The organism is Simplicispira piscis (assembly GCF_054783455.1).
Genome location: NZ_BAAGQN010000025.1, coordinates 24,205 through 42,342, shown reverse-complemented (window position 1 = coordinate 42,342; position 18,138 = coordinate 24,205). Strand labels below are relative to the sequence as shown.

Below are 18,138 nucleotides of genomic sequence, written 5' to 3'. Positions count from 1 at the left end.
AGTCAGACTGCCATGATGGTGGCCTGACTTAAACCAACTGGCCTCCACGAAAGCCGGGGCGATTCAATCCACTGAAATAAGGGATTTTTACCTTGCACAACCCAGATTTAGCTTTGCTTAAATCAGTGAGGATTGACGTATCCCGCTGAAAGACCGTTCAGGACATCCCTCAGGTTCTTTCAGGGCAATGATCCTTTGAAGGAGTAGGACGATGCTCGACGCTACCCAAGCCACAAACCTCTTGCAATCGCTCGGTGTGTCCAGTTCGATGGCGTCAAAAGCTGTCGAACGAACAGCCCAGAACGACGCGACAAAGGATCCGCTCGCATTCCTTCAGGAACTGCAGGCCACCCTCAAATCACTCACCGCGGCCGCACAACAGTCTCAGGAGACCCCTGCTGCTTACGCCGTTTCGACTAAAGCCAACCAACAGTCAACGGTAGATGCCTTCCAGGGGACACAGAAACCTTTGCGTAATTCACCTGCAGAATCCAACGAAGCACTCGTTAAAGCACCGTTCAGCAATTTTGAAGAATTCAAGAACTGGGAAAAAGGGCTAGGGCATACATTCGCCGAAGACTACAAAGCACCTGACTACATTCACGTAATGGGCCTGTCTCTTGGCGGTGGAGACAGCGAAGCATTCAAGCGCTACGTTTTCTTTAAGAACAACCCCGAATGCGCCGTTGACTATGAAGGCATACGCAGCGGGAAATTATCGACATTACCGACTGATAAATCAACACTGATTAAAAGTGATTTATCGAAAATGCCAGCAGAGACCGCCGCTTTTTATCGAGAAAATCCAGATCAGCTCTTGCTGGCAGAAGGATTTAATATGGATCCCACCCTCTATAAAATGAGCAGGGATGGAGAAATCACCATCCCGAGCGATGTAGATGCATCGGAATGGTTGACGCAAAATAAATGGACGCCTGATGGCATTGTTGCCAATAACAATCGGGTCACTTTTGCGCAAGCCGACTTTCTAGGTATCAACGGCGACAGCGCTGGAAACTACCGTTTTGCAAAGTACGACTCTGCTACTGGTTTCATTGTTGACCTAGACGGTCAGAGCTACGATCCCACCACCGGCGAAGCCATGGCATAAGGGTGCTCTATCCCTTGGATAGAGCAAGTAGGCATACCGAGACCGGCGTCAGATCACTCCCACTCGATCGTTGCAGGCGGCTTGGAACTCACGTCGTAGGTCACTCGATTGATACCACGCACTTCGTTGATGATGCGGCCCGATACCTTCTTCAGCAGGGCGTAAGGCAGTTCAGCCCAATCGGCGGTCATAAAGTCACTGGTCTGCACGGCGCGCAGTGCGACGACATAGTCGTAGGTGCGGCCGTCGCCCATCACGCCCACACTTTTCACTGGCAGGAACACCGTGAAGGCCTGGCTCGTCAAGTCGTACCAGGTCTTGCCCGACGCAGCGTCGGTGAAATTGCGTAATTCTTCGATAAAGATGGCGTCTGCACGGCGCAACAGATCGGCGTATTCCTTCTTCACTTCGCCCAGGATGCGTACACCCAGGCCAGGGCCAGGAAAGGGGTGGCGGTAGACCATTTCGGGCGGCAGGCCCAGGGCCACGCCCAGCTCACGCACCTCGTCCTTGAACAGGTCGCGCAGAGGCTCCAAAAGCTTGAGGCCCAGCTGCTCTGGCAGGCCGCCCACGTTGTGGTGGCTTTTGATGGTGACGGCCTTTTTGCTCTTGGCACCGCCGGATTCAATCACGTCGGGGTAGATGGTGCCCTGGGCCAGCCACGTCGCGCCTTTGACGGTGCGACCTCCCGCCTCGCCCTTCGCTCCGTCGCCCTTGAGCTTGGCGGCCTCTGCCTTGAACACATCGACAAACAGACCGCCAATGATCTTACGCTTGGCTTCGGGCTCGCTCACACCGGCGAGCTTGCCCAGGAACAGCTCGCTGGCATCCACGCGGATGACTTTGGCGTGCAGCTTGCCGACGAACATATCCATGACCATGTCACCTTCATTGAGGCGCAGCAGGCCGTGGTCCACGAACACGCAGGTGAGCTGGTCGCCAATGGCACGGTGGATGAGCGCCGCGGCCACGGACGAATCCACACCGCCCGAGAGACCCAGAATGACCTCTTCATCACCCACCTGCTGGCGAATCTTTGCTACGGCCTCGGCGATGTGATCGCGCATCACCCAGTCGGGTGTGGCACCACAAATACCTAGCACAAAGCGCTCGAGAAGCGCCTTGCCCTGGACGGTATGCGTAACTTCAGGATGAAACTGCACGCCATAGAAGCGCCGATTCTCGTCGGCCATGCCAGCAATGGGGCAGCTGTCGGTACTGGCCATGAGCTTGAAGCCCGGGGGCAATTCGGTAACCTTGTCACCATGGCTCATCCACACATTGAGCATGCCATGGCCTTCGGACGTGGTGAAGTCGGCAATGCCCTTCAACAGCGCAGTATGGCCGCGCGCACGTACTGCAGCAAAACCGAACTCACGCTGGTGGCCGCCTTCTACCTTGCCACCGAGCTGGTGCGCCATGGTTTGCATGCCGTAGCAGATACCCAGCACAGGAATACCCAGCTCAAATACGGCCTGAGGAGCCTTGTCAGTGGTGTCCTCGTACACGCTGGCGTGGCTACCAGACAGGATCACCCCTTTGAGCGCACCGTCTTTGGCGTAATCACGCACCCATTCATCGGTCACATCGCAGGGATGCACTTCGCAATAAACATGGGCCTCGCGCACACGGCGGGCGATGAGTTGGGTGACCTGGGAGCCGAAATCAAGGATGAGAATTTTCTGGTGTTGCATGGCAGGCGACAGGAAAAAATGACAAAGGCCCGAACACCGTGGACTGGGTTCGGGCCTGCGGGGCTGCTGTATCAGTCAGCGCGGTAGTTGGGTGCTTCCTTCGTGATCTGCACGTCGTGCACATGGCTTTCGCGAATGCCTGCCGTGGTGATCTCAACAAACTCGGCCTTGTTGTTCATGTCTTCAATGGTGGCGCAACCGCAGTAGCCCATGGCAGCGCGCACACCACCAGCCATCTGGTAGACGATGGACACCATGGAGCCCTTGTAGGGCACACGGCCCTCAATGCCTTCGGGCACCAGTTTGTCGGCGTTGGGATTGCCCGTGCTCGACTCCTGGAAGTAGCGGTCCGCACTGCCCTGCTGCATGGCGCCAATGCTGCCCATGCCGCGGTAGCTCTTGTAGCTACGGCCCTGGAACAGAATGACCTCACCCGGAGCCTCTTCGGTTCCGGCAAACATGCCGCCCATCATGATGGTGCTGGCACCAGCGGCCAGGGCCTTGGCAATATCGCCGCTGTAACGCACACCACCATCCGCAATCAGCGGAACGCCTGTGCCCTTGAGGGCAGTGGCCACGCTGTCGATCGCCATGATCTGGGGCACACCCACACCGGCCACGATGCGGGTGGTGCAAATCGACCCGGGACCAATACCCACCTTGACAGCATCGGCACCAGCCTCGACCAGCGCCAGCGCGGCGGCGCCGGTAGCGATGTTGCCGCCGATCACATCGACCTGCGGATAGTTCTGCTTGACCCAGCGCACCCGCTCGATCACGCCCCGGCTGTGGCCGTGCGCCGTATCGACGACGATCACGTCAACGCCTGCCTTGACCAGCGCCTCTACGCGCTCTTCGGTACCCTCGCCCACACCGACTGCAGCGCCCACGCGCAGACGACCGGAGGCGTCGCGTGCGGCATTGGGAAAGCTGGTTTGCTTGGTGATGTCTTTCACCGTGATCAGGCCCTTGAGTTCAAAGGCGTCGTTCACGACCAAGATACGTTCAAGCTTGTGTTTGTTGAGCAGCGCCTTGGCCTGCGCCGGAGACGTGCCATCACGCTCGTTCACCGTGATGAGCTTCTCTCGGGGCGTCATGATCTGGTGCACCTTGACGTCGTAGCGTGTTTCGAAACGCAGGTCACGCCCGGTCACGATGCCGACCACCTTGCCCCCATCGCACACAGGAAAGCCCGAAATACCGAGCTGCTCAGAAAGCTGCAGCACTTGCAGCACTGAGTGCTCGGGCGTGATGACGACCGGATCCTGCACGACACCCGATTCATAGCGTTTGACTTTGGCCACGTGAGCGGCTTGTTCCTGCGCAGTCAGATTCTTGTGCACGATGCCGATGCCACCCTCCTGGGCAATGGCAATCGCTAGACGCGCCTCGGTCACCGTGTCCATGGCGGCGGACACCAGAGGCAGATTCAGCTGGATATTGCGGGAGAGTTTTGTCGCGAGGGACGTGTCCTTTGGCAGGACCTGGGAGTACGCTGGCACCAACAACACATCGTCGAAGGTGAGCGCTTTTCCAAGAAGGCGCATGAGAAGGCTCCAAAAGAAAGATTGTACCCGTGACAAGGGGTTACCCCGAGCTTGGCACTCAGAGATAAACTTGCAACATGAAATTGCACAAATACATTCTGATGGCAGTGGTCTGCGTTTGGTCCGCGGGGGCCATGGCGCAGTGGCAATGGCTGGACAAGGATGGGCGCAAGGTTTTCAGTGACCGCGCTCCTCCACAGGATATTCCAGAAGGCAAGATCCTGAAGCAACCTCGCTTTGTTCCAGCAGCCCGAACGGCACCGACCAACGACGCGGGCGAGACCGACGCGGCGGCTGCGCCTGCGCCAGCAAAACCCGCCAGCGCACCTGCTGCCTCCGGTAAGGACAAGGAGCTAGAGAAGAAGAAGGCCCAGGCTGAAGCCGACGAGGCAGCCAAAAAGAAGGCTCAGGACGAAAAGCAGGCCGCTGTCCGCGCAGAAAACTGCAAGCGGGCGCAGCAAGCCAAGGCTGGCCTGGAATCCGGCACACCCATGAAGCAGACCAACGCCCAGGGCGAACGGGTTTTTCTTGACGAAGCCGGCCGCAATGCCGAGATCAAGCGCATCCAGGGCATCATTGACGCCGACTGCAAACGCTGATCCCTTGTGTGCCAGGCGTCAATAACCCGCCTTGCCGCCCGGCCTTTGCCGGGCAAACAAGCCGGTGGTGCGGGCACCCTGGCGCGCAAAACGCTGCCGCCGGGCCGTTTTGGGGTCAACAGTGAGCGGGCGGTACATCTCCACGCGGTCACCCGCGCGCAGAACGCAGTCCTGCTCCACCACACGGCCCCAGATACCGCACACTGCACCGGGCCAAGGTGCCAAGCCCTCCAGGCAACTGGCGGCCAGTGCATCCGCCACGGTGGCCCCCTCTGGCAAGGTCACCATACATTCCTGCACGTCCCCCGGCGCCGCCGAGGCGACCACCGTGATGTGCAGAACCGCCTGAGAGGCGCTCGGATCACCCATAGACCTGCTCAGCACGTTTGACGAAGGCATCGACCATGCTCCCGGCAATGCGGTCAAAAACCGGCCCTATCAGCGCTGCCAAGGGTGCGCTATCAAAGCCGTAGTTCAGCTGCAACTCGACACGCGAAGCACGCTGGCTACCATCTCCCACACCATGAAAATGCCAATCGCCGTCGAGACGCGAAAATGGCCCCTTGACCAATTGCATCTGAACCCGTCGCCCCGGGTCGTGCAGATTACGGGTCACAAAGGTCTGACGAATGCCACTGAGCGAGATACCCACCTCGGCCAGCATGCCACTGTCGTCCTGCTCCAGCACCCGCGCCCGATCACACCAGGGCAGAAACAGCGGGTACTGGTCCACCCCGGTGACCAGGTTGAACATTTCTTCGGGGCTGTACCAGATCAGAACAGACTTGTTGACGGTTTTCATGCAGGTGCGCTGGGATGCGGACAAAAAACGGGCAAAGGCTGTGCGCAAGGCACGACGCCCTAGAATCGCTGCTGCGCGATGGTTGCAATTGTAGGGAGCGCTTTGATCTCCCGGCTTCCGACGCACCTATTTCCGATGGCCAAGAAACCCGATACCTCCTCCCGCATTGCCGACAATAAAAAAGCGGCCTACAACTATTTCTTTGAAGAACGCCATGAGGCGGGCATGGTGCTGCAAGGCTGGGAAGTGAAAGCACTGCGCGAAGGCAAGGTGCAGTTGACCGACGGCTATGTGGTGATCCGCGAAGGTGAGCTTTACCTGATCGGCTGCCAGATCAACCCACTCAAGACAGCCTCCACCCACGTCAACCCCGAAGCCGCACGCACCAAAAAGTTGCTCCTGCATAAAGAGCAAATCAAGCACCTGATCGTCAAGGTCGAGCAAAAAGGCTACACCCTGGTGCCCCTGAATCTGCACTGGAAAGACGGCCGGGTGAAGTGCGAAATCGCGCTGGCCAAAGGCAAAGCCGAGCACGACAAACGCAACACCATCAAAGACCGTGAAGGCAAGCGTGAAGTCGAGCGCGTCATGAAGAGCAAACACCGCTGACGAAGTGCCTGGCCCATGTCGGCGTTTTGCCTGACAGCGTGCCGGGGCGATAAGTCCTAAACTGATCCTCTTTTCTTTAGGAGCCTGTCATGAAAAACATCCTGATTGCATCCCTGTTCACCACCGCCCTGCTGGCCGGATGCGCGGGTGGCTCTTCATCATCGGCAAAAATGACGCCAGACATGCCTACCCGCAGCAGCGATGGCATGCTGATTGGACCGAACGGGCATACCCTGTACACCTTTGCCAAGGACACCACCAACGCCGGAACTTCAGCCTGCTACGCCCAGTGCGCACAAAACTGGCCACCCCTGGCCGCAGCGCCTGCCGCCAAAGCTACTGGCGACTACAGCATCATCACCCGCACCGATGGGACCCGCCAGTGGGCGTTCAAGGGCCAGCCGCTGTACTACTTTGTCAAAGACGCCAAACCCGGCGACAAGGTGGGTGACGGCGTCTTGAACGGTGCGTGGAAGATCATCAAGCCCTGATCAAAACGACCGCGCCCATTGGGCGACAAGCATAAAAAAGCGATGCCCAGCATCGCTTTTTTGTTTCAGCACAGGCCGTTATTGCAAATGCGCCAGCGGATGCGCATGCGTTGGCCACGGGCTGATGAAGAACGGTGCCACCATCTCCGGCGTGACATCCTCGATACGCCCTGGCTGCCACTGCGGCGCATGGTCTTTGTCCACGGCCAGCGCGCGGATACCTTCCAGCGTTTCGCTCTGGCCGGGGCGCAGATAAAAACAATGGCGGACCAAATCGCGTTCCATGCGCAAATCGTCGGCCAGACCCATATTGCGAGCGCGGCGGATTTGCTCCAGCACCACATGCTGCATCAGCGGCGAGCGCTTGCGCAGCGTGGCCGCCGTGGTGCGTGCCCAATCGCTGTCGGCCGCCTCCAGCGCGGCCACAATGGCACCCACGCTGTCCAAAGAAAAATATCGGTCAATTTCAGCTTTAGACATTACTGGCTCTGCGCTACCAGCTATCAATTTTAAAGAAACAAAGTCTTTGACCGCGGCGCCGTCAGCAAACGACTCGCTGCCCAGCAGCTGCCACAACGGCTCCTGCTGATCGAGGTCGATGCGCCGATCGGCAAGGCCACAGGCAATGGCCTGCTCCGCACCAATCGTCTCGCCCGTCAAGGCCAGCCACTCGCCCACATGCCCCGGGCAGCGCGACAGAAAATAGCCACCGCCGACATCTGGAAACAGGCCAATCGCCGTCTCTGGCATCGCCATCTTGGTACGCTCGGTAACGATGCGCAGTGCAGCACCCTGGCTGATCCCCATGCCCCCGCCCATGACGATGCCGTCCATGAAAGCGATATAGGGCTTGCTGTAGTTGTGGATCAGATGGTTGAGCGCGTATTCCTCGGTGAAGAAGTCCTCAATCTCAGGATTACCTGTGCTGCCCGCCCGGTGCAAAAAGCGGATATCGCCACCGGCGCAGAAGGCGCCAAACGCACCCTCCTTGTTGCTACCCCGGATGGCCACGGCCAGCACGCGCGGATCGTGCTGCCAATCCAGCAATACCGTCATCAGGTCACGCACCATGCCCAGCGAAAGGGCATTCAGGGCCTTGGGGCGATTGAGCGTTATGCAGCCCACCTGGCCACGCACCTGCGCAAGCACCTCACCGGTCATCTCCGTCATTTCTGTTCCTTCCATCCCAAAATTTCATTAAAAACCAACGCACCAATCACCAACGCCCCCCCGGTCAACACGGCAGGCCCCGGACGCTCTCCAGCGCCCAGCCAGGCTAGCACAATGCCAAAAATCACCTCGAGCAGGCCCAGCAGTGCCATCTCGGGCGCCTTGAGTACGCGCCCGCAGCGCACCACCAGCAAACAGGGAATAGCCAGCTGCACCAGACCCAGAAAGGCCAGCAGCCAAAGATCATGCGAGGATGCGGCAAAGGGCCAAGCCAGTGGTGCCGTGGCCAGAGTGGACAGCACCGCCCCCACCAGCACGGCCGGCATCAGATCCACCGCGTGTCCTCGGCGCTGGGCATGTTGCACCACCGTCCAGTTGACGGCAGCGGCCAGCGGCACGCACAGAGCAACCAGAGTGCCCACCAGGGGCACATCGCGCACCTGGGTGCCAAACATCCAGGCAATGCCCAGCCCGGCCACCACAATGGCGCCCCAAGTGCGAGAGGCAATGCGGTGACCAATGAAAACACGTGCGACCAGCGCAGTAAGCAAGGGCCCCGAAGCCATGGTGACGAGTACGTTGGACACCGGCATCAGCGTGATCCCTACCATGAAGGCGGTGAACATCACGCTCCAGCACAGGCCCGAGAGCCACAGTGCCCGACCCCCATGGCGCAGCGGTGCAAAGGCGGTGCGCCCCTGCAGTGCAGGCAGCAGGATGAGCAACGAGATCAGCGTGAAAACGCTGCGCCAGAACGTCACCTCGAAACTGCGCGCATGCTCTAACTGGCGTGTCACCACGCCGGCAATCGACCACATAAAGGTGGCCGCCACCATCACCCAGACCGCACGCGCATGCGTGAGGACCGCAGGGGCCGATGCTCGCAGCGGCGCCTGTGCGGTATCAATCACGGCTGGCGCGCTTACGGTCACTTTCTTTCAGGTGCCGCTTGCGCAGACGAATCGACTTGGGCGTGATTTCCACCAGCTCGTCGTCCTCGACGAACTCCACGCCGTATTCGAGAGACAAATCGATGGGCGGCGTGATCTTGATCGCGTCTTCCTTGCCGGACACACGGAAGTTGGTCAACTGCTTGGTGCGTGTGGCGTTCACGATCAGGTCGTTGTCGCGGCTGTGAATGCCGATGATCATGCCTTCGTACACGGGGTCATTCGCTTTCACGAACATGCGGCCACGGTCATCGAGCTTGCCCAGAGCGTAGGTGAAGATTTCACCATCGTCCATGGAGATCAGCACACCGTTCTTACGGCCGCCGATGTCGCCCTTGTGGGGCTCGTAGCTGTCGAAGATGTTGGAGATCAGGCCCGAACCACGCGTCAGGTTCATGAATTCGTTGGTGAACCCGATCAGGCCACGGGCCGGGATGCGGTATTCCAGGCGCACGCGGCCGCGGCCGTCCGGCTCCATGTTCACCAGCTCGCCCTTGCGCTCGCCCAAAGCCTGCATCACGCCGCCCTGGTGGGTTTCTTCGATATCGGCCGTCACCAGCTCGATAGGCTCGCACTTTTCGCCGTTGATTTCACGGAACACGACGCGCGGCTTGGACACGGCCAGCTCGTAGCCTTCGCGGCGCATTTCTTCGAGCAAGATGGTCAAGTGCAACTCGCCGCGGCCCATGACTTCAAAAATACCGTCTTCGTCGGTTTCCTTGACGCGCAGCGCCACGTTGGAGCGCAGCTCGCGCTGCAGGCGGTCCCAGATCTGGCGGCTGGTCACGAACTTGCCTTCACGGCCTGCCAGCGGGCTGGTGTTCACGCAGAAGTTCATGGTCAGGGTCGGCTCATCGACCTTGAGCATCGGCAGCGGCGACGGGTTGAGCGGATCGGTAAGGGTCACGCCAATGCCCAAGTCGGCAATACCGTTGACGAGCACGATTTCGCCCGGGCCGGCTTCCGTCACCTGCACACGGTCCAGCCCCTGGAAGGTCAGCACCTGGTTGATGCGGCCCTTGTAGGATTTACCGTCCAGGCCTTCCATGACCAGCACGTCGGTGTTGGGCTTGATGGTGCCCTGGCTCACGCGGCCCACGCCAATGCGGCCCACGAAGGTCGAGAAGTCGAGCGCGGAAATCTGCACTTGCAGCGGCGCATTCGGATCACCCTTTTGGGTGGGCACATGCTTCAAAACGGTGTTGAACAGGGCCGACATGTCGGGGCCCCATTGCTCGCCGGGCGCACCTTCTTCCAGCGACGACCAGCCGTTGATGCCCGAGGCATAGACCACGGGGAAGTCCAACTGTTCATCGGTGGCACCGAGCTTGTCGAACAGATCGAAAGCGGCGTTAACCACAAAATCGGGGCGCGCACCGGGCTTGTCCACCTTGTTGACCACGACGATGGGCTTGAGGCCCAGGGCCAGCGCCTTCTTGGTCACGAAGCGCGTTTGTGGCATGGGGCCTTCTTGCGCGTCGATCAGCAGCACCACGCCGTCGACCATGGACAGGGCCCGCTCCACCTCGCCGCCGAAGTCGGCGTGGCCGGGCGTGTCCAGGATGTTGATGTGGGTGCCTTCCCAGCTCACGGCGCAGTTCTTGGCCAGGATGGTGATGCCGCGCTCGCGCTCAATGGCGTTGTTGTCCATCACCGTGTCAACGACCTTTTCGTGCTCGGCGAAGGTGCCGGACTGGCGCAGCAACTGGTCGACCATGGTGGTTTTGCCATGGTCCACGTGGGCGATGATGGCGATGTTGCGGATTTGTTTGCTCATAGTTTTTCCAATGTGCCGCTGGCTTTTAAACGCGGCGTGTTTTCAAGGATTTGTTGAATTTCCAGCGGACTCAGGAGCCTGTCGGGCACCAGCTCCCCCCCGGCGATATGACCCACACCCAGCAGGGCGTGGGGCTGTTGGCCGAACACTGCCACAGCGGGCGTGTCGGGCCAGGGACCACGGCGGCGCAGGCCCGAGAGAAAGCGCCCGGCATTCTCGCTGTCGAGTGTGATGCGCTCATGGTGCACCAGCAAGGACTCGGGCAGCTCCAGGCAGGCCAGGCGCTCGTCCTCATCCATGGCTTCGAGTTGCGCCAGCGTGATGCAACGCTCCACACCAATGCCCCCCGTATCGATGCGCCGCAAGAAGACCAAGTGCGCGCCACAACCCAGCGCGGCACCAATGTCTTCACCCAGCGTGCGAATATAGGTACCCTTGCTGCAAGTAACTATTATTTTAATAGCTGCTTGCGCTTTCTCAGTGTGCGTTAGAGCCAGATTTAATGCATGAATTACCACTGGACGCGGTGCACGCTCGACTTCTACGCCTGCGCGTGCGTATTCGTAGAGGGCTTTGCCATCCTTCTTCAGCGCGCTGTACATGGGCGGCACCTGCACGATGTTACCGGTGAACTGCTGCTGCACTGCAGCCAAGCGCTCGGGGGTGATCTGGCTGGGCTCCACAGCTTGCTGCTGCAACACTTCGCCCTCGGCGTCACCGGTGGTCGTGGTCATGCCCAGCAGGGCGATAGCTTCGTAGGTCTTGGCGGCCTCCAGCTGCAACTGGCTGAACTTGGTGGCAGCGCCAAAGCACAGGGGCAGCACGCCACTGGCCAGTGGATCGAGCGTACCGGTGTGGCCCGCTTTTTCAGCGCGCAGCAACCATTTGGCCTTTTGCAAGGCCTGGTTGCTGGTCATGCCCAGCGGTTTATCGATCAACAGCACCCCGTGCACAGGGCGCCGGACGACCCTCGTGCGCGGCGCGTTCATGGCTATTCGTCCGCTTCTTTGGCTCGGGAAGAGATCGCCTTGGCGATCAAGGCGTTCATGTCGGCGGCACGCTCTTGCGTGCGGTCAAAAACGAAGTGCAAGGTCGGCACCGTGTGGATGTGCAGCCGCTTGAACAGCCCGCTGCGAAGGAAACCCGCCGCCTGGCTCAAAGCCTCCTGCGTCTGCTGCGGGTCTCCGGTCAGCAGGCTGTAATAGACCTTGGCGTGAGCGTAATCGGGAGTCACCTCCACGCCCTGCAACGTCACCATGCCCACGCGCGGGTCTTTCAACTCGCGCGCGATCAGCTCCGTCAGATCACGCTGGATCTGATCGGCCACCTTGAAGGCGCGGTTAGGGGTAGCAGATTTCTTTGCAGCCATATCAATTCCCCCTCTGAGTCGCTGCACGCCTTCCCCCTGCAGGGGGACGACGCCCATGGCCTGGCAAAGCCAGTTCCATGGCGCCCGCTGGCATGGCTTGCTCCGCAGCCTTCGGAGAGGCTGTGTGCAATGCCTCGCTGACGAGGCGCTGGCTGAAGGGAATGCGAGAACTTTGCATCAAAGCGTCCGGGCGATTTCCTTGATGTCGAAGAACTCCAGCTGATCACCTTCTTTGATGTCGTTGTAGTTCTTGAGCTTGATACCGCACTCGAAGCCTTCCTTGACTTCCTTGACATCGTCCTTGAGGCGCTTGACCGAATCGACTTCGCCTGTGTAGACCACGACGTTGTCGCGCAGCAAACGGAACTTGGCATTGCGATGGACCATACCGGACGTGATGTACGAACCGGCAATCGTGCCGATTTTTGTCGCCACGAACACCGTACGAATCTCGGCCGTACCGATGACTTCTTCGCGCTGCTCGGGAGCCAGCATGCCGGACATCGCCACCTTCAGGTCATCCACCGCGTCGTAGATGATGCCGTAGTAGTGCAGATCGACATCATTGGCTTCGGCATGCTTGCGCGCACCGGCGTCGGCACGCACGTTGAAGCCGATGACGATGGCCTTCGACGCAATTGCCAGGTTGATGTCGGACTCGCTGATACCACCCACACCGGTGTAAACCAGCTGCACCTTGACCTCGTCGGTCGAGAGTTTGAGCAGCGACTGCGACAGCGCTTCCTGCGAACCCTGTACGTCGGCCTTGACGATGATAGGCAGCATCTTCACTTCGCCTGCCGTCATGTCCGAGAACATGTTCTCCAGCTTGGCTGCCTGCATCTTGGCCAGCTTGGTATTGCGGAACTTGCCCGCACGGTAGGTCGCGATTTCACGGGCACGGCGCTCGTCCGTCAGCACCATGAATTCGTCGCCGGCTTGCGGCACTTCGGTCAGACCCTGGATTTCAACCGGAATCGAAGGACCAGCCGTCTTGGCTGGCTTGCCGTTCTCGTCCAGCATGGCGCGCACGCGGCCAAAGGTCTGGCCTGCCAACACCACATCGCCCACCTTCAGCGTGCCGGACTGCACCAGGATCGTGGCCACTGGGCCGCGTCCCTTGTCGAGGCGCGCTTCAATCACAAGACCCTTGGCCAGCGAATCCACCGGCGCTTTGAGTTCGAGCACCTCGGCCTGCAACAGCACCTGCTCCAGCAGGGTGTCGATACCCATGCCGGTCTTGGAAGACACGGGCACGAAGGGTGAATCACCGCCGTATTCTTCAGGCACCACCTCTTCGACCACCAGCTCTTGCTTGACACGGTCGGGGTTGGCATCGGGCTTGTCGGACTTGGTGATGGCCACCACGATAGGAACACCGGCCGCCTTGGCGTGCTTGATGGCTTCCTTGGTCTGGGGCATGACACCGTCGTCGGCCGCAACCACCAGAATAACGATGTCGGTAGCCTGCGCACCGCGGGCACGCATGGCGGTAAACGCCTCGTGACCGGGGGTATCGAGGAAGGACACCATACCGCGCGGTGTTTCCACATGGTAAGCGCCGATGTGCTGCGTAATGCCGCCGGCTTCACCTGTCGCCACCTTGGTGCGCCGGATGTAGTCGAGCAGCGAGGTCTTGCCGTGGTCCACGTGGCCCATGACGGTGACCACGGGAGCACGCGGCAGCAACTCGACATCTTTGTGTTCGGCCTCGTCCTGGGTGAAGGCTTCCGGATCGTCCAGTGCCGCCACAACCGCCTTGTGGCCCATTTCTTCCACCACAATCATGGCGGTATCCTGGTCCAGCGGCTGGTTCATGGTGACCATCTGGCCCATCTTCATCAACGCCTTGATCACCTCGGACGCCTTGATCGCCATCTTATGCGCCAGTTCGGCCACGGTGATGGTCTCAGGCACGTGCACCTCGAGGATGCGCATCTCGGTCGGTGCGGCGTGCGTATGCTGGCCGGAGCGGTCACCGCGATCGTTGCCACGTCGGCCACCGCCTCCGCGTGCGCCGCTGCGCCATGCACCGGCGGCTGGACCACGCCCACCCGAGGTATCGCCACGGGTAGGAATACCCTTTTTCTTGGCCGCATCGCCGGCCCAGCTGGAGGACAGCTTGGCCGACTTGACTTCTTTGCCAGCGCCCGCAGCAGGTGCAGCACCGGCGGGACCGCGCGGAGCGGTGCCTGGCGTGCCTGCGGGTTTGTGCAGGGTGCCCTTCTTGGCATCCGCACCCACAGCACGCACTGCGGGCTTGGGTTCTTCGGGCTTTTTGGCCACCAGCACCTTGGCAGGTGTCGACATCATCGAACGGATGGCGGCGGCTTCTTCCAGCGCCTTGCGACGGCGCTCATCCAGATCGCTGGCGCGGGCGTTTTCTTCCTCGGCACGGGCACGAGACTCGGCCTCGGCCTTTTCACGCGCCTCGGTCTGCGCAGCCACGCGTGCAGCGGCTTCGGCGGCTTGCTCGCGGGTGGCCTCCTGCTTCACGGCAGAGGCCTGGGCTTTCTTGTCGGCTTCTTGGGCTGCGTAGGCGGCTGCACGCTCGGCGGCTTCGCGTTCACGCTGCTCACGCGCTTCGCGTTCGCGGCGCTTTTCAACCAATTCAACTTCCTGGCGACTGATCAACTCTGCCTGGCGGCGCGCCTCTTCTTCACGACGCACCAATTCAGGGTTGGGGGCCTGGGCTGGTGCAGGCGCGGCGGCCTGCTCTTCAGCCACTGCGGCCGATTCGCTGGCGGGCGCTTCAGCGCTCTCGTCTCGCTTGACAAAGGTGCGTTTTTTGCGCACCTCCACCTGGATGGTGCGCGCCTTGCCGGTGGCATCCGCCTGCTTGATCTCGCTGGTGGACTTGGTCACCAGCGTGATCTTCTTGCGGTCTCCCTGGGCCACACCATGGCTGGCCTGCAGGTGCGCCAGAAGCTTTTGCTTATCTGACTCGGTCAGGACATCGGAAGAAGCGGTCTTGACGACCCCTGCTGACTTGAGTTGTTCAAGCAGGACTTCCGGGGTTTTCTTGAGTTCGGTTGCAAACTCGACGACGGTATTACTGGACATATGTGGTTCGTGCCTCCCTGACCTTTACTCTTGCCCCGCGAACCAGTGTTCGCGCGCCTTCATGATCAAGGCCTTGGCTTCTTCTTCAGACTGTCCGGTCAGTTCGGTCAGTTCATCAATGGCCAAATCGGCCAGATCGTCACGTGTATGTACGCCGCCTTCGGCGAGTTTGGCGACCAATTCCGGGGTCACGCCTTCCAGGTCACGCAGGTCCTGGGAAACGTTCTCCACGCTGTCTTCGCGGGCGATTTCCATCGTCAGCAGCACATCCTTGGCACGAGCGCGCAGTTCATTGACGGTTTCCTCGTCAAAACTCTCGATCTCCAGCATTTCCTGCAAGGGCACATAGGCCACTTCTTCCAGGCTGTTGAAACCTTCTTCGATGAGAATGTCGGCAATTTCCTGGTCCACATCGAGCTTTTCCATGAACAGACGGCGGGCCGTATCGGTCTCGTCAGCCTGCTTCTGGGCCGACTCGGCGGCGTCCATGATGTTGATTTTCCAACCGGTGAGGTCGGATGCCAGGCGCACATTCTGGCCGCCGCGGCCGATGGCGATGGCGAGGTTTTCTTCGTCCACCACCACGTCCATGGCGTGTTTTTCTTCGTCCACCACGATGGACTGCACGTTGGCCGGGGCCAGGGCGCCGATGACGAACTGGGCAGGGTCTTCGGACCACAGCACGATGTCCACGCGTTCGCCGACGAGCTCGTTGGTGACGGCGTTAACACGGGTGCCGCGCACACCGACACAGGTGCCGATGGGGTCCACGCGGCGGTCATGCGACAGAACCGCAATTTTGGCGCGGCTGCCGGGATCGCGGGCGCAGCTCTTGATTTCCAGCAGACCTTGCTCGATTTCGGGGACTTCATGGCGGAACAATTCCACCATGAACTCGGGCGCCGAGCGCGAAAGGATGATGGGTGCGCCGCGCAGCGTCAGATCCACCTCCATGATCATGGCGCGCACACGGTCGCCGCTGCGCAGGTTTTCCTTCGGGATCATCTCGCTGCGGCGCAGACGGCCTTCGACACGGCCGGATTCAACGATCAGGTCGCCCTTGTCCATGCGTTTGACGGTGCCGGTGAAAATCTTTTCGCCGCGCGACATGAAGTCGTTGAGCAGCATCTCGCGTTCGGCATCGCGAATTTTTTGCAGAATGACCTGCTTGGCCGCCATGGCGCCAATGCGCCCGATGGGCACCGATTCAATGCCTTCTTCGATGTACTCACCCACCTCGACATCTGGTACGCGCTCGCGGGCGTCCATGAGCATTTCTTCGGCTTCCGGGTTCTGCAGACCCGCATCATCAGGCACCACCAGCCAGCGACGGAAGGTTTCGTAGTTGCCGCTGTCACGGTCCACCGCAACGCGGATATCGACTTCGCCTGAGTACAGTTTTTTCGTCGCCTGGGCCAGGGCGGCCTCAACGGCACCCAGAACCACATCGCGCTCGACACTCTTCTCGCGCGAAATGGCTTCAACCAACATCAACAATTCGCGATTCATGCAACGACTCTCCTGTTTCTATCACCCCGGAATCTCCGCTCTGCGGCAGTCCCGGCAACCATCCATCCAGCGACGCAACCCGGAATTCACCCAGGTTTCGCCCCCCGACCCTTGAAATCGACAATGGGCGCCAGCCGCGCATCGCGCAACTCGTCCAGCGTAAAACCCAGCACCTGCAACGGGGCCGGCGCGCGCTTTGCGCTGACCTTCTGGCCCGGCTTGATCGGCGGCTCATCACTCCAGATGATTTGCCAGCCACCCGCCTCGGCACGCGAAAGCGTGCCGCGAAATTTCTTGCGCAGGGGGCTGACCTGCCCTGCTGCTGCCGCCCCCATGGGCGCCTTGAGCACAATGTCGATCACCGATCCTGCAAAGCGCTGAAAATCCTGCTCATGGCGCAAAGGCCGATCAATACCGGGCGAGGACACCTCCAGCCGCGCGTACTCCACCGCATCCACCTCCAGTGCAAACTGCAGCTGGCGCGTGACCTTTTCGCAGTCTTCCACGGTGATGAACTGTTCTGGCAAAGGCTCCTCACCCTCCACAGGCGCCGCCCATGGCAGATCAATAGTGATGCGCAGCAAGCCACCCGGGCAACGCTCGATCTCGACCAGGTCATAGCCCAGGCCAGCGACAATTTGCTCGACGATTTGCTGCAGTGCCACGTTGTTTGATTCAGTCCCGGAAAAACAAAAAACCCGATAACCCCCTGAGGCCTCGAGCTCCAAAAGCAAACGGCCAAAAAAAACGGGCGGTTGGTACCCGCCCGTTTGGTCGTGAGGGGCGTATTGTAGCCTGTAACGCCTTGATTTGCAAAGCGGCACTCACTCTTTTGATCGTCCTGCACGCCACCCGCTGCAGGCGCTTTAATTTATGACAAAAACCGGGCTGCGCGCTTTACCATCAATCGCCTGCAGCTATCAAAATAATAGTTCACAGTGCGCACTGTCAGCCATGGGCTGCAAGCACGCGCTCAAACACCGCCTGGGCTTGGGCGTCTGCTTGCAAGCTCCCAGAACCGGCCTGCAGGCTCTCCAGCAGCCTCGCCAGCACGGCCGCCTGGGGTAGCAAGGGCCCGAGAAAGCGCACGGTCTGGCCGTCGGCAATCAGCAGGGTGGGGAAGGTTTCCACATCCAGATCACCGGCCACATCGGCCTCATCCTCAATATCAATCCAGACAAAGTGCGTAGAGGGATGCTCATGGGCCAGGCGATCGAACAAGGCGCGGTAGTCGCGGCAAGTGCCACACCATTGCGCGCACAGGCACACCACCCACCATGGGCTGGCCGAAGCCAAGGGGGCGGGGGCGGGCGTCGCAGCCGGGCTTTCCATCAACACTACTCCTTCGGGTTGGACTGGCACCGATGGTACCCACACCCGGATCGCCCGCGAGAATCACGCGCGCAGCTGCCCCACCTGAGCCAGGCAGTTCTCGCTTTGTCCGAGA

17 protein-coding genes are annotated in these 18,138 nt (G+C 60.3%); 4 read left to right on the top strand and 13 right to left on the bottom strand.

What is annotated here, in order from left to right; genetic code table 11:
* Positions 1 to 211 precede the first annotated feature (211 nt).
* On the top strand, positions 212 to 1,111 hold the full coding sequence (locus ACYVOC_RS16585; protein WP_461162504.1) for a hypothetical protein: 900 nt from the start codon (positions 212 to 214) through the stop codon (positions 1,109 to 1,111).
* A 53-nt stretch (positions 1,112 to 1,164) separates the two neighbouring features.
* On the opposite strand, the gene guaA is transcribed toward ACYVOC_RS16585, so the two are convergent.
* Positions 1,165 to 2,805, bottom strand: a complete 1,641-nt coding sequence (guaA, locus tag ACYVOC_RS16580; RefSeq protein WP_461162503.1) for a glutamine-hydrolyzing GMP synthase — start codon at positions 2,803 to 2,805, stop codon at positions 1,165 to 1,167.
* Positions 2,806 to 2,876: 71 nt separating this feature from the next.
* A complete protein-coding gene (gene guaB / locus ACYVOC_RS16575) occupies positions 2,877 to 4,352 on the bottom strand; it encodes an IMP dehydrogenase (protein WP_116003591.1) in 1,476 nt (491 codons plus the stop codon).
* Between the two features lie 77 nt (positions 4,353 to 4,429).
* Here guaB and ACYVOC_RS16570 point away from each other — a divergent pair, with 77 nt between their 5' ends.
* Complete coding sequence (locus ACYVOC_RS16570; RefSeq protein ID WP_116003590.1) at positions 4,430 to 4,951, top strand: DUF4124 domain-containing protein; 522 nt, start codon at positions 4,430 to 4,432, stop codon at positions 4,949 to 4,951.
* Between the two features lie 18 nt (positions 4,952 to 4,969).
* Here the strand turns inward: ACYVOC_RS16570 and ACYVOC_RS16565 are convergent, their stop codons facing one another.
* Together ACYVOC_RS16565 and ACYVOC_RS16560 are read right to left on the bottom strand one after the other, a co-directional pair.
* The gene (locus tag ACYVOC_RS16565) at positions 4,970 to 5,320 is read right to left on the bottom strand and encodes an RnfH family protein (protein ID WP_116003589.1); all 351 of its coding nucleotides are present in this window, start codon (positions 5,318 to 5,320) and stop codon (positions 4,970 to 4,972) included.
* On the bottom strand, positions 5,313 to 5,753 hold the full coding sequence (locus ACYVOC_RS16560) for a type II toxin-antitoxin system RatA family toxin (protein WP_116005988.1): 441 nt from the start codon (positions 5,751 to 5,753) through the stop codon (positions 5,313 to 5,315). The genes ACYVOC_RS16565 and ACYVOC_RS16560 overlap by 8 nt, the downstream gene beginning before the upstream one ends.
* Positions 5,754 to 5,888: 135 nt before the next feature.
* Here ACYVOC_RS16560 and smpB point away from each other — a divergent pair, with 135 nt between their 5' ends.
* Positions 5,889 to 6,362 carry an SsrA-binding protein SmpB gene (gene smpB / locus ACYVOC_RS16555; protein ID WP_116003588.1) on the top strand — a complete coding sequence of 158 codons (474 nt, stop codon included), beginning with the start codon at positions 5,889 to 5,891 and terminating at the stop codon, positions 6,360 to 6,362.
* Positions 6,363 to 6,451: 89 nt separating this feature from the next.
* Positions 6,452 to 6,853, top strand: coding sequence for a COG4315 family predicted lipoprotein (locus ACYVOC_RS16550; protein WP_461162502.1), 402 nt, complete (start codon positions 6,452 to 6,454; stop codon positions 6,851 to 6,853).
* A gap of 78 nt (positions 6,854 to 6,931) precedes the next feature.
* Here the strand turns inward: ACYVOC_RS16550 and ACYVOC_RS16545 are convergent, their stop codons facing one another.
* From ACYVOC_RS16545 to ACYVOC_RS16505, 9 genes are all read right to left on the bottom strand, one after another.
* Positions 6,932 to 8,023, bottom strand: coding sequence for an enoyl-CoA hydratase/isomerase family protein (locus tag ACYVOC_RS16545; protein ID WP_116003586.1), 1,092 nt, complete (start codon positions 8,021 to 8,023; stop codon positions 6,932 to 6,934).
* On the bottom strand, positions 8,020 to 8,859 hold the full coding sequence (locus ACYVOC_RS16540; RefSeq protein WP_461162505.1) for a DMT family transporter: 840 nt from the start codon (positions 8,857 to 8,859) through the stop codon (positions 8,020 to 8,022). The genes ACYVOC_RS16545 and ACYVOC_RS16540 overlap by 4 nt, the downstream gene beginning before the upstream one ends.
* A gap of 67 nt (positions 8,860 to 8,926) precedes the next feature.
* The gene (gene typA, locus ACYVOC_RS16535) at positions 8,927 to 10,750 is read right to left on the bottom strand and encodes a translational GTPase TypA (protein WP_461162501.1); all 1,824 of its coding nucleotides are present in this window, start codon (positions 10,748 to 10,750) and stop codon (positions 8,927 to 8,929) included.
* Positions 10,747 to 11,739, bottom strand: a complete 993-nt coding sequence (truB, locus tag ACYVOC_RS16530; protein WP_461162500.1) for a tRNA pseudouridine(55) synthase TruB — start codon at positions 11,737 to 11,739, stop codon at positions 10,747 to 10,749. The genes typA and truB overlap by 4 nt, the downstream gene beginning before the upstream one ends.
* Before the next feature lie 2 nt (positions 11,740 to 11,741).
* A complete protein-coding gene (rbfA, locus tag ACYVOC_RS16525; protein ID WP_461162499.1) occupies positions 11,742 to 12,119 on the bottom strand; it encodes a 30S ribosome-binding factor RbfA in 378 nt (125 codons plus the stop codon).
* Positions 12,120 to 12,296: 177 nt separating this feature from the next.
* Positions 12,297 to 15,182 carry a translation initiation factor IF-2 gene (infB, locus tag ACYVOC_RS16520; RefSeq protein WP_461162498.1) on the bottom strand — a complete coding sequence of 962 codons (2,886 nt, stop codon included), beginning with the start codon at positions 15,180 to 15,182 and terminating at the stop codon, positions 12,297 to 12,299.
* A gap of 24 nt (positions 15,183 to 15,206) precedes the next feature.
* A complete protein-coding gene (nusA, locus tag ACYVOC_RS16515; RefSeq protein WP_461162497.1) occupies positions 15,207 to 16,691 on the bottom strand; it encodes a transcription termination factor NusA in 1,485 nt (494 codons plus the stop codon).
* Positions 16,692 to 16,777: 86 nt separating this feature from the next.
* On the bottom strand, positions 16,778 to 17,356 hold the full coding sequence (gene rimP, locus ACYVOC_RS16510) for a ribosome maturation factor RimP (protein WP_461162496.1): 579 nt from the start codon (positions 17,354 to 17,356) through the stop codon (positions 16,778 to 16,780).
* A 283-nt stretch (positions 17,357 to 17,639) separates the two neighbouring features.
* Complete coding sequence (locus ACYVOC_RS16505; RefSeq protein ID WP_461162495.1) at positions 17,640 to 18,023, bottom strand: thioredoxin family protein; 384 nt, start codon at positions 18,021 to 18,023, stop codon at positions 17,640 to 17,642.
* Positions 18,024 to 18,138: the final 115 nt, after the last annotated feature.

What these genes read in the sequence shown, in the direction of transcription:
- ACYVOC_RS16585 (WP_461162504.1), top strand. Translation starts at nt 212, where the DNA reads ATGCTCGACGCTACCCAAGCCACAAACCTCTTGCAATCGCTCGGTGTG.
- guaA (WP_461162503.1), bottom strand. Translation starts at nt 2,805, where the DNA reads ATGCAACACCAGAAAATTCTCATCCTTGATTTCGGCTCCCAGGTCACC.
- guaB (WP_116003591.1), bottom strand. Translation starts at nt 4,352, where the DNA reads ATGCGCCTTCTTGGAAAAGCGCTCACCTTCGACGATGTGTTGTTGGTG.
- ACYVOC_RS16570 (WP_116003590.1), top strand. Translation starts at nt 4,430, where the DNA reads ATGAAATTGCACAAATACATTCTGATGGCAGTGGTCTGCGTTTGGTCC.
- ACYVOC_RS16565 (WP_116003589.1), bottom strand. Translation starts at nt 5,320, where the DNA reads ATGGGTGATCCGAGCGCCTCTCAGGCGGTTCTGCACATCACGGTGGTC.
- ACYVOC_RS16560 (WP_116005988.1), bottom strand. Translation starts at nt 5,753, where the DNA reads ATGAAAACCGTCAACAAGTCTGTTCTGATCTGGTACAGCCCCGAAGAA.
- smpB (WP_116003588.1), top strand. Translation starts at nt 5,889, where the DNA reads ATGGCCAAGAAACCCGATACCTCCTCCCGCATTGCCGACAATAAAAAA.
- ACYVOC_RS16550 (WP_461162502.1), top strand. Translation starts at nt 6,452, where the DNA reads ATGAAAAACATCCTGATTGCATCCCTGTTCACCACCGCCCTGCTGGCC.
- ACYVOC_RS16545 (WP_116003586.1), bottom strand. Translation starts at nt 8,023, where the DNA reads ATGACGGAGATGACCGGTGAGGTGCTTGCGCAGGTGCGTGGCCAGGTG.
- ACYVOC_RS16540 (WP_461162505.1), bottom strand. Translation starts at nt 8,859, where the DNA reads ATGGTGGCGGCCACCTTTATGTGGTCGATTGCCGGCGTGGTGACACGC.
- typA (WP_461162501.1), bottom strand. Translation starts at nt 10,750, where the DNA reads ATGAGCAAACAAATCCGCAACATCGCCATCATCGCCCACGTGGACCAT.
- truB (WP_461162500.1), bottom strand. Translation starts at nt 11,739, where the DNA reads ATGAACGCGCCGCGCACGAGGGTCGTCCGGCGCCCTGTGCACGGGGTG.
- rbfA (WP_461162499.1), bottom strand. Translation starts at nt 12,119, where the DNA reads ATGGCTGCAAAGAAATCTGCTACCCCTAACCGCGCCTTCAAGGTGGCC.
- infB (WP_461162498.1), bottom strand. Translation starts at nt 15,182, where the DNA reads ATGTCCAGTAATACCGTCGTCGAGTTTGCAACCGAACTCAAGAAAACC.
- nusA (WP_461162497.1), bottom strand. Translation starts at nt 16,691, where the DNA reads ATGAATCGCGAATTGTTGATGTTGGTTGAAGCCATTTCGCGCGAGAAG.
- ACYVOC_RS16505 (WP_461162495.1), bottom strand. Translation starts at nt 18,023, where the DNA reads ATGGAAAGCCCGGCTGCGACGCCCGCCCCCGCCCCCTTGGCTTCGGCC.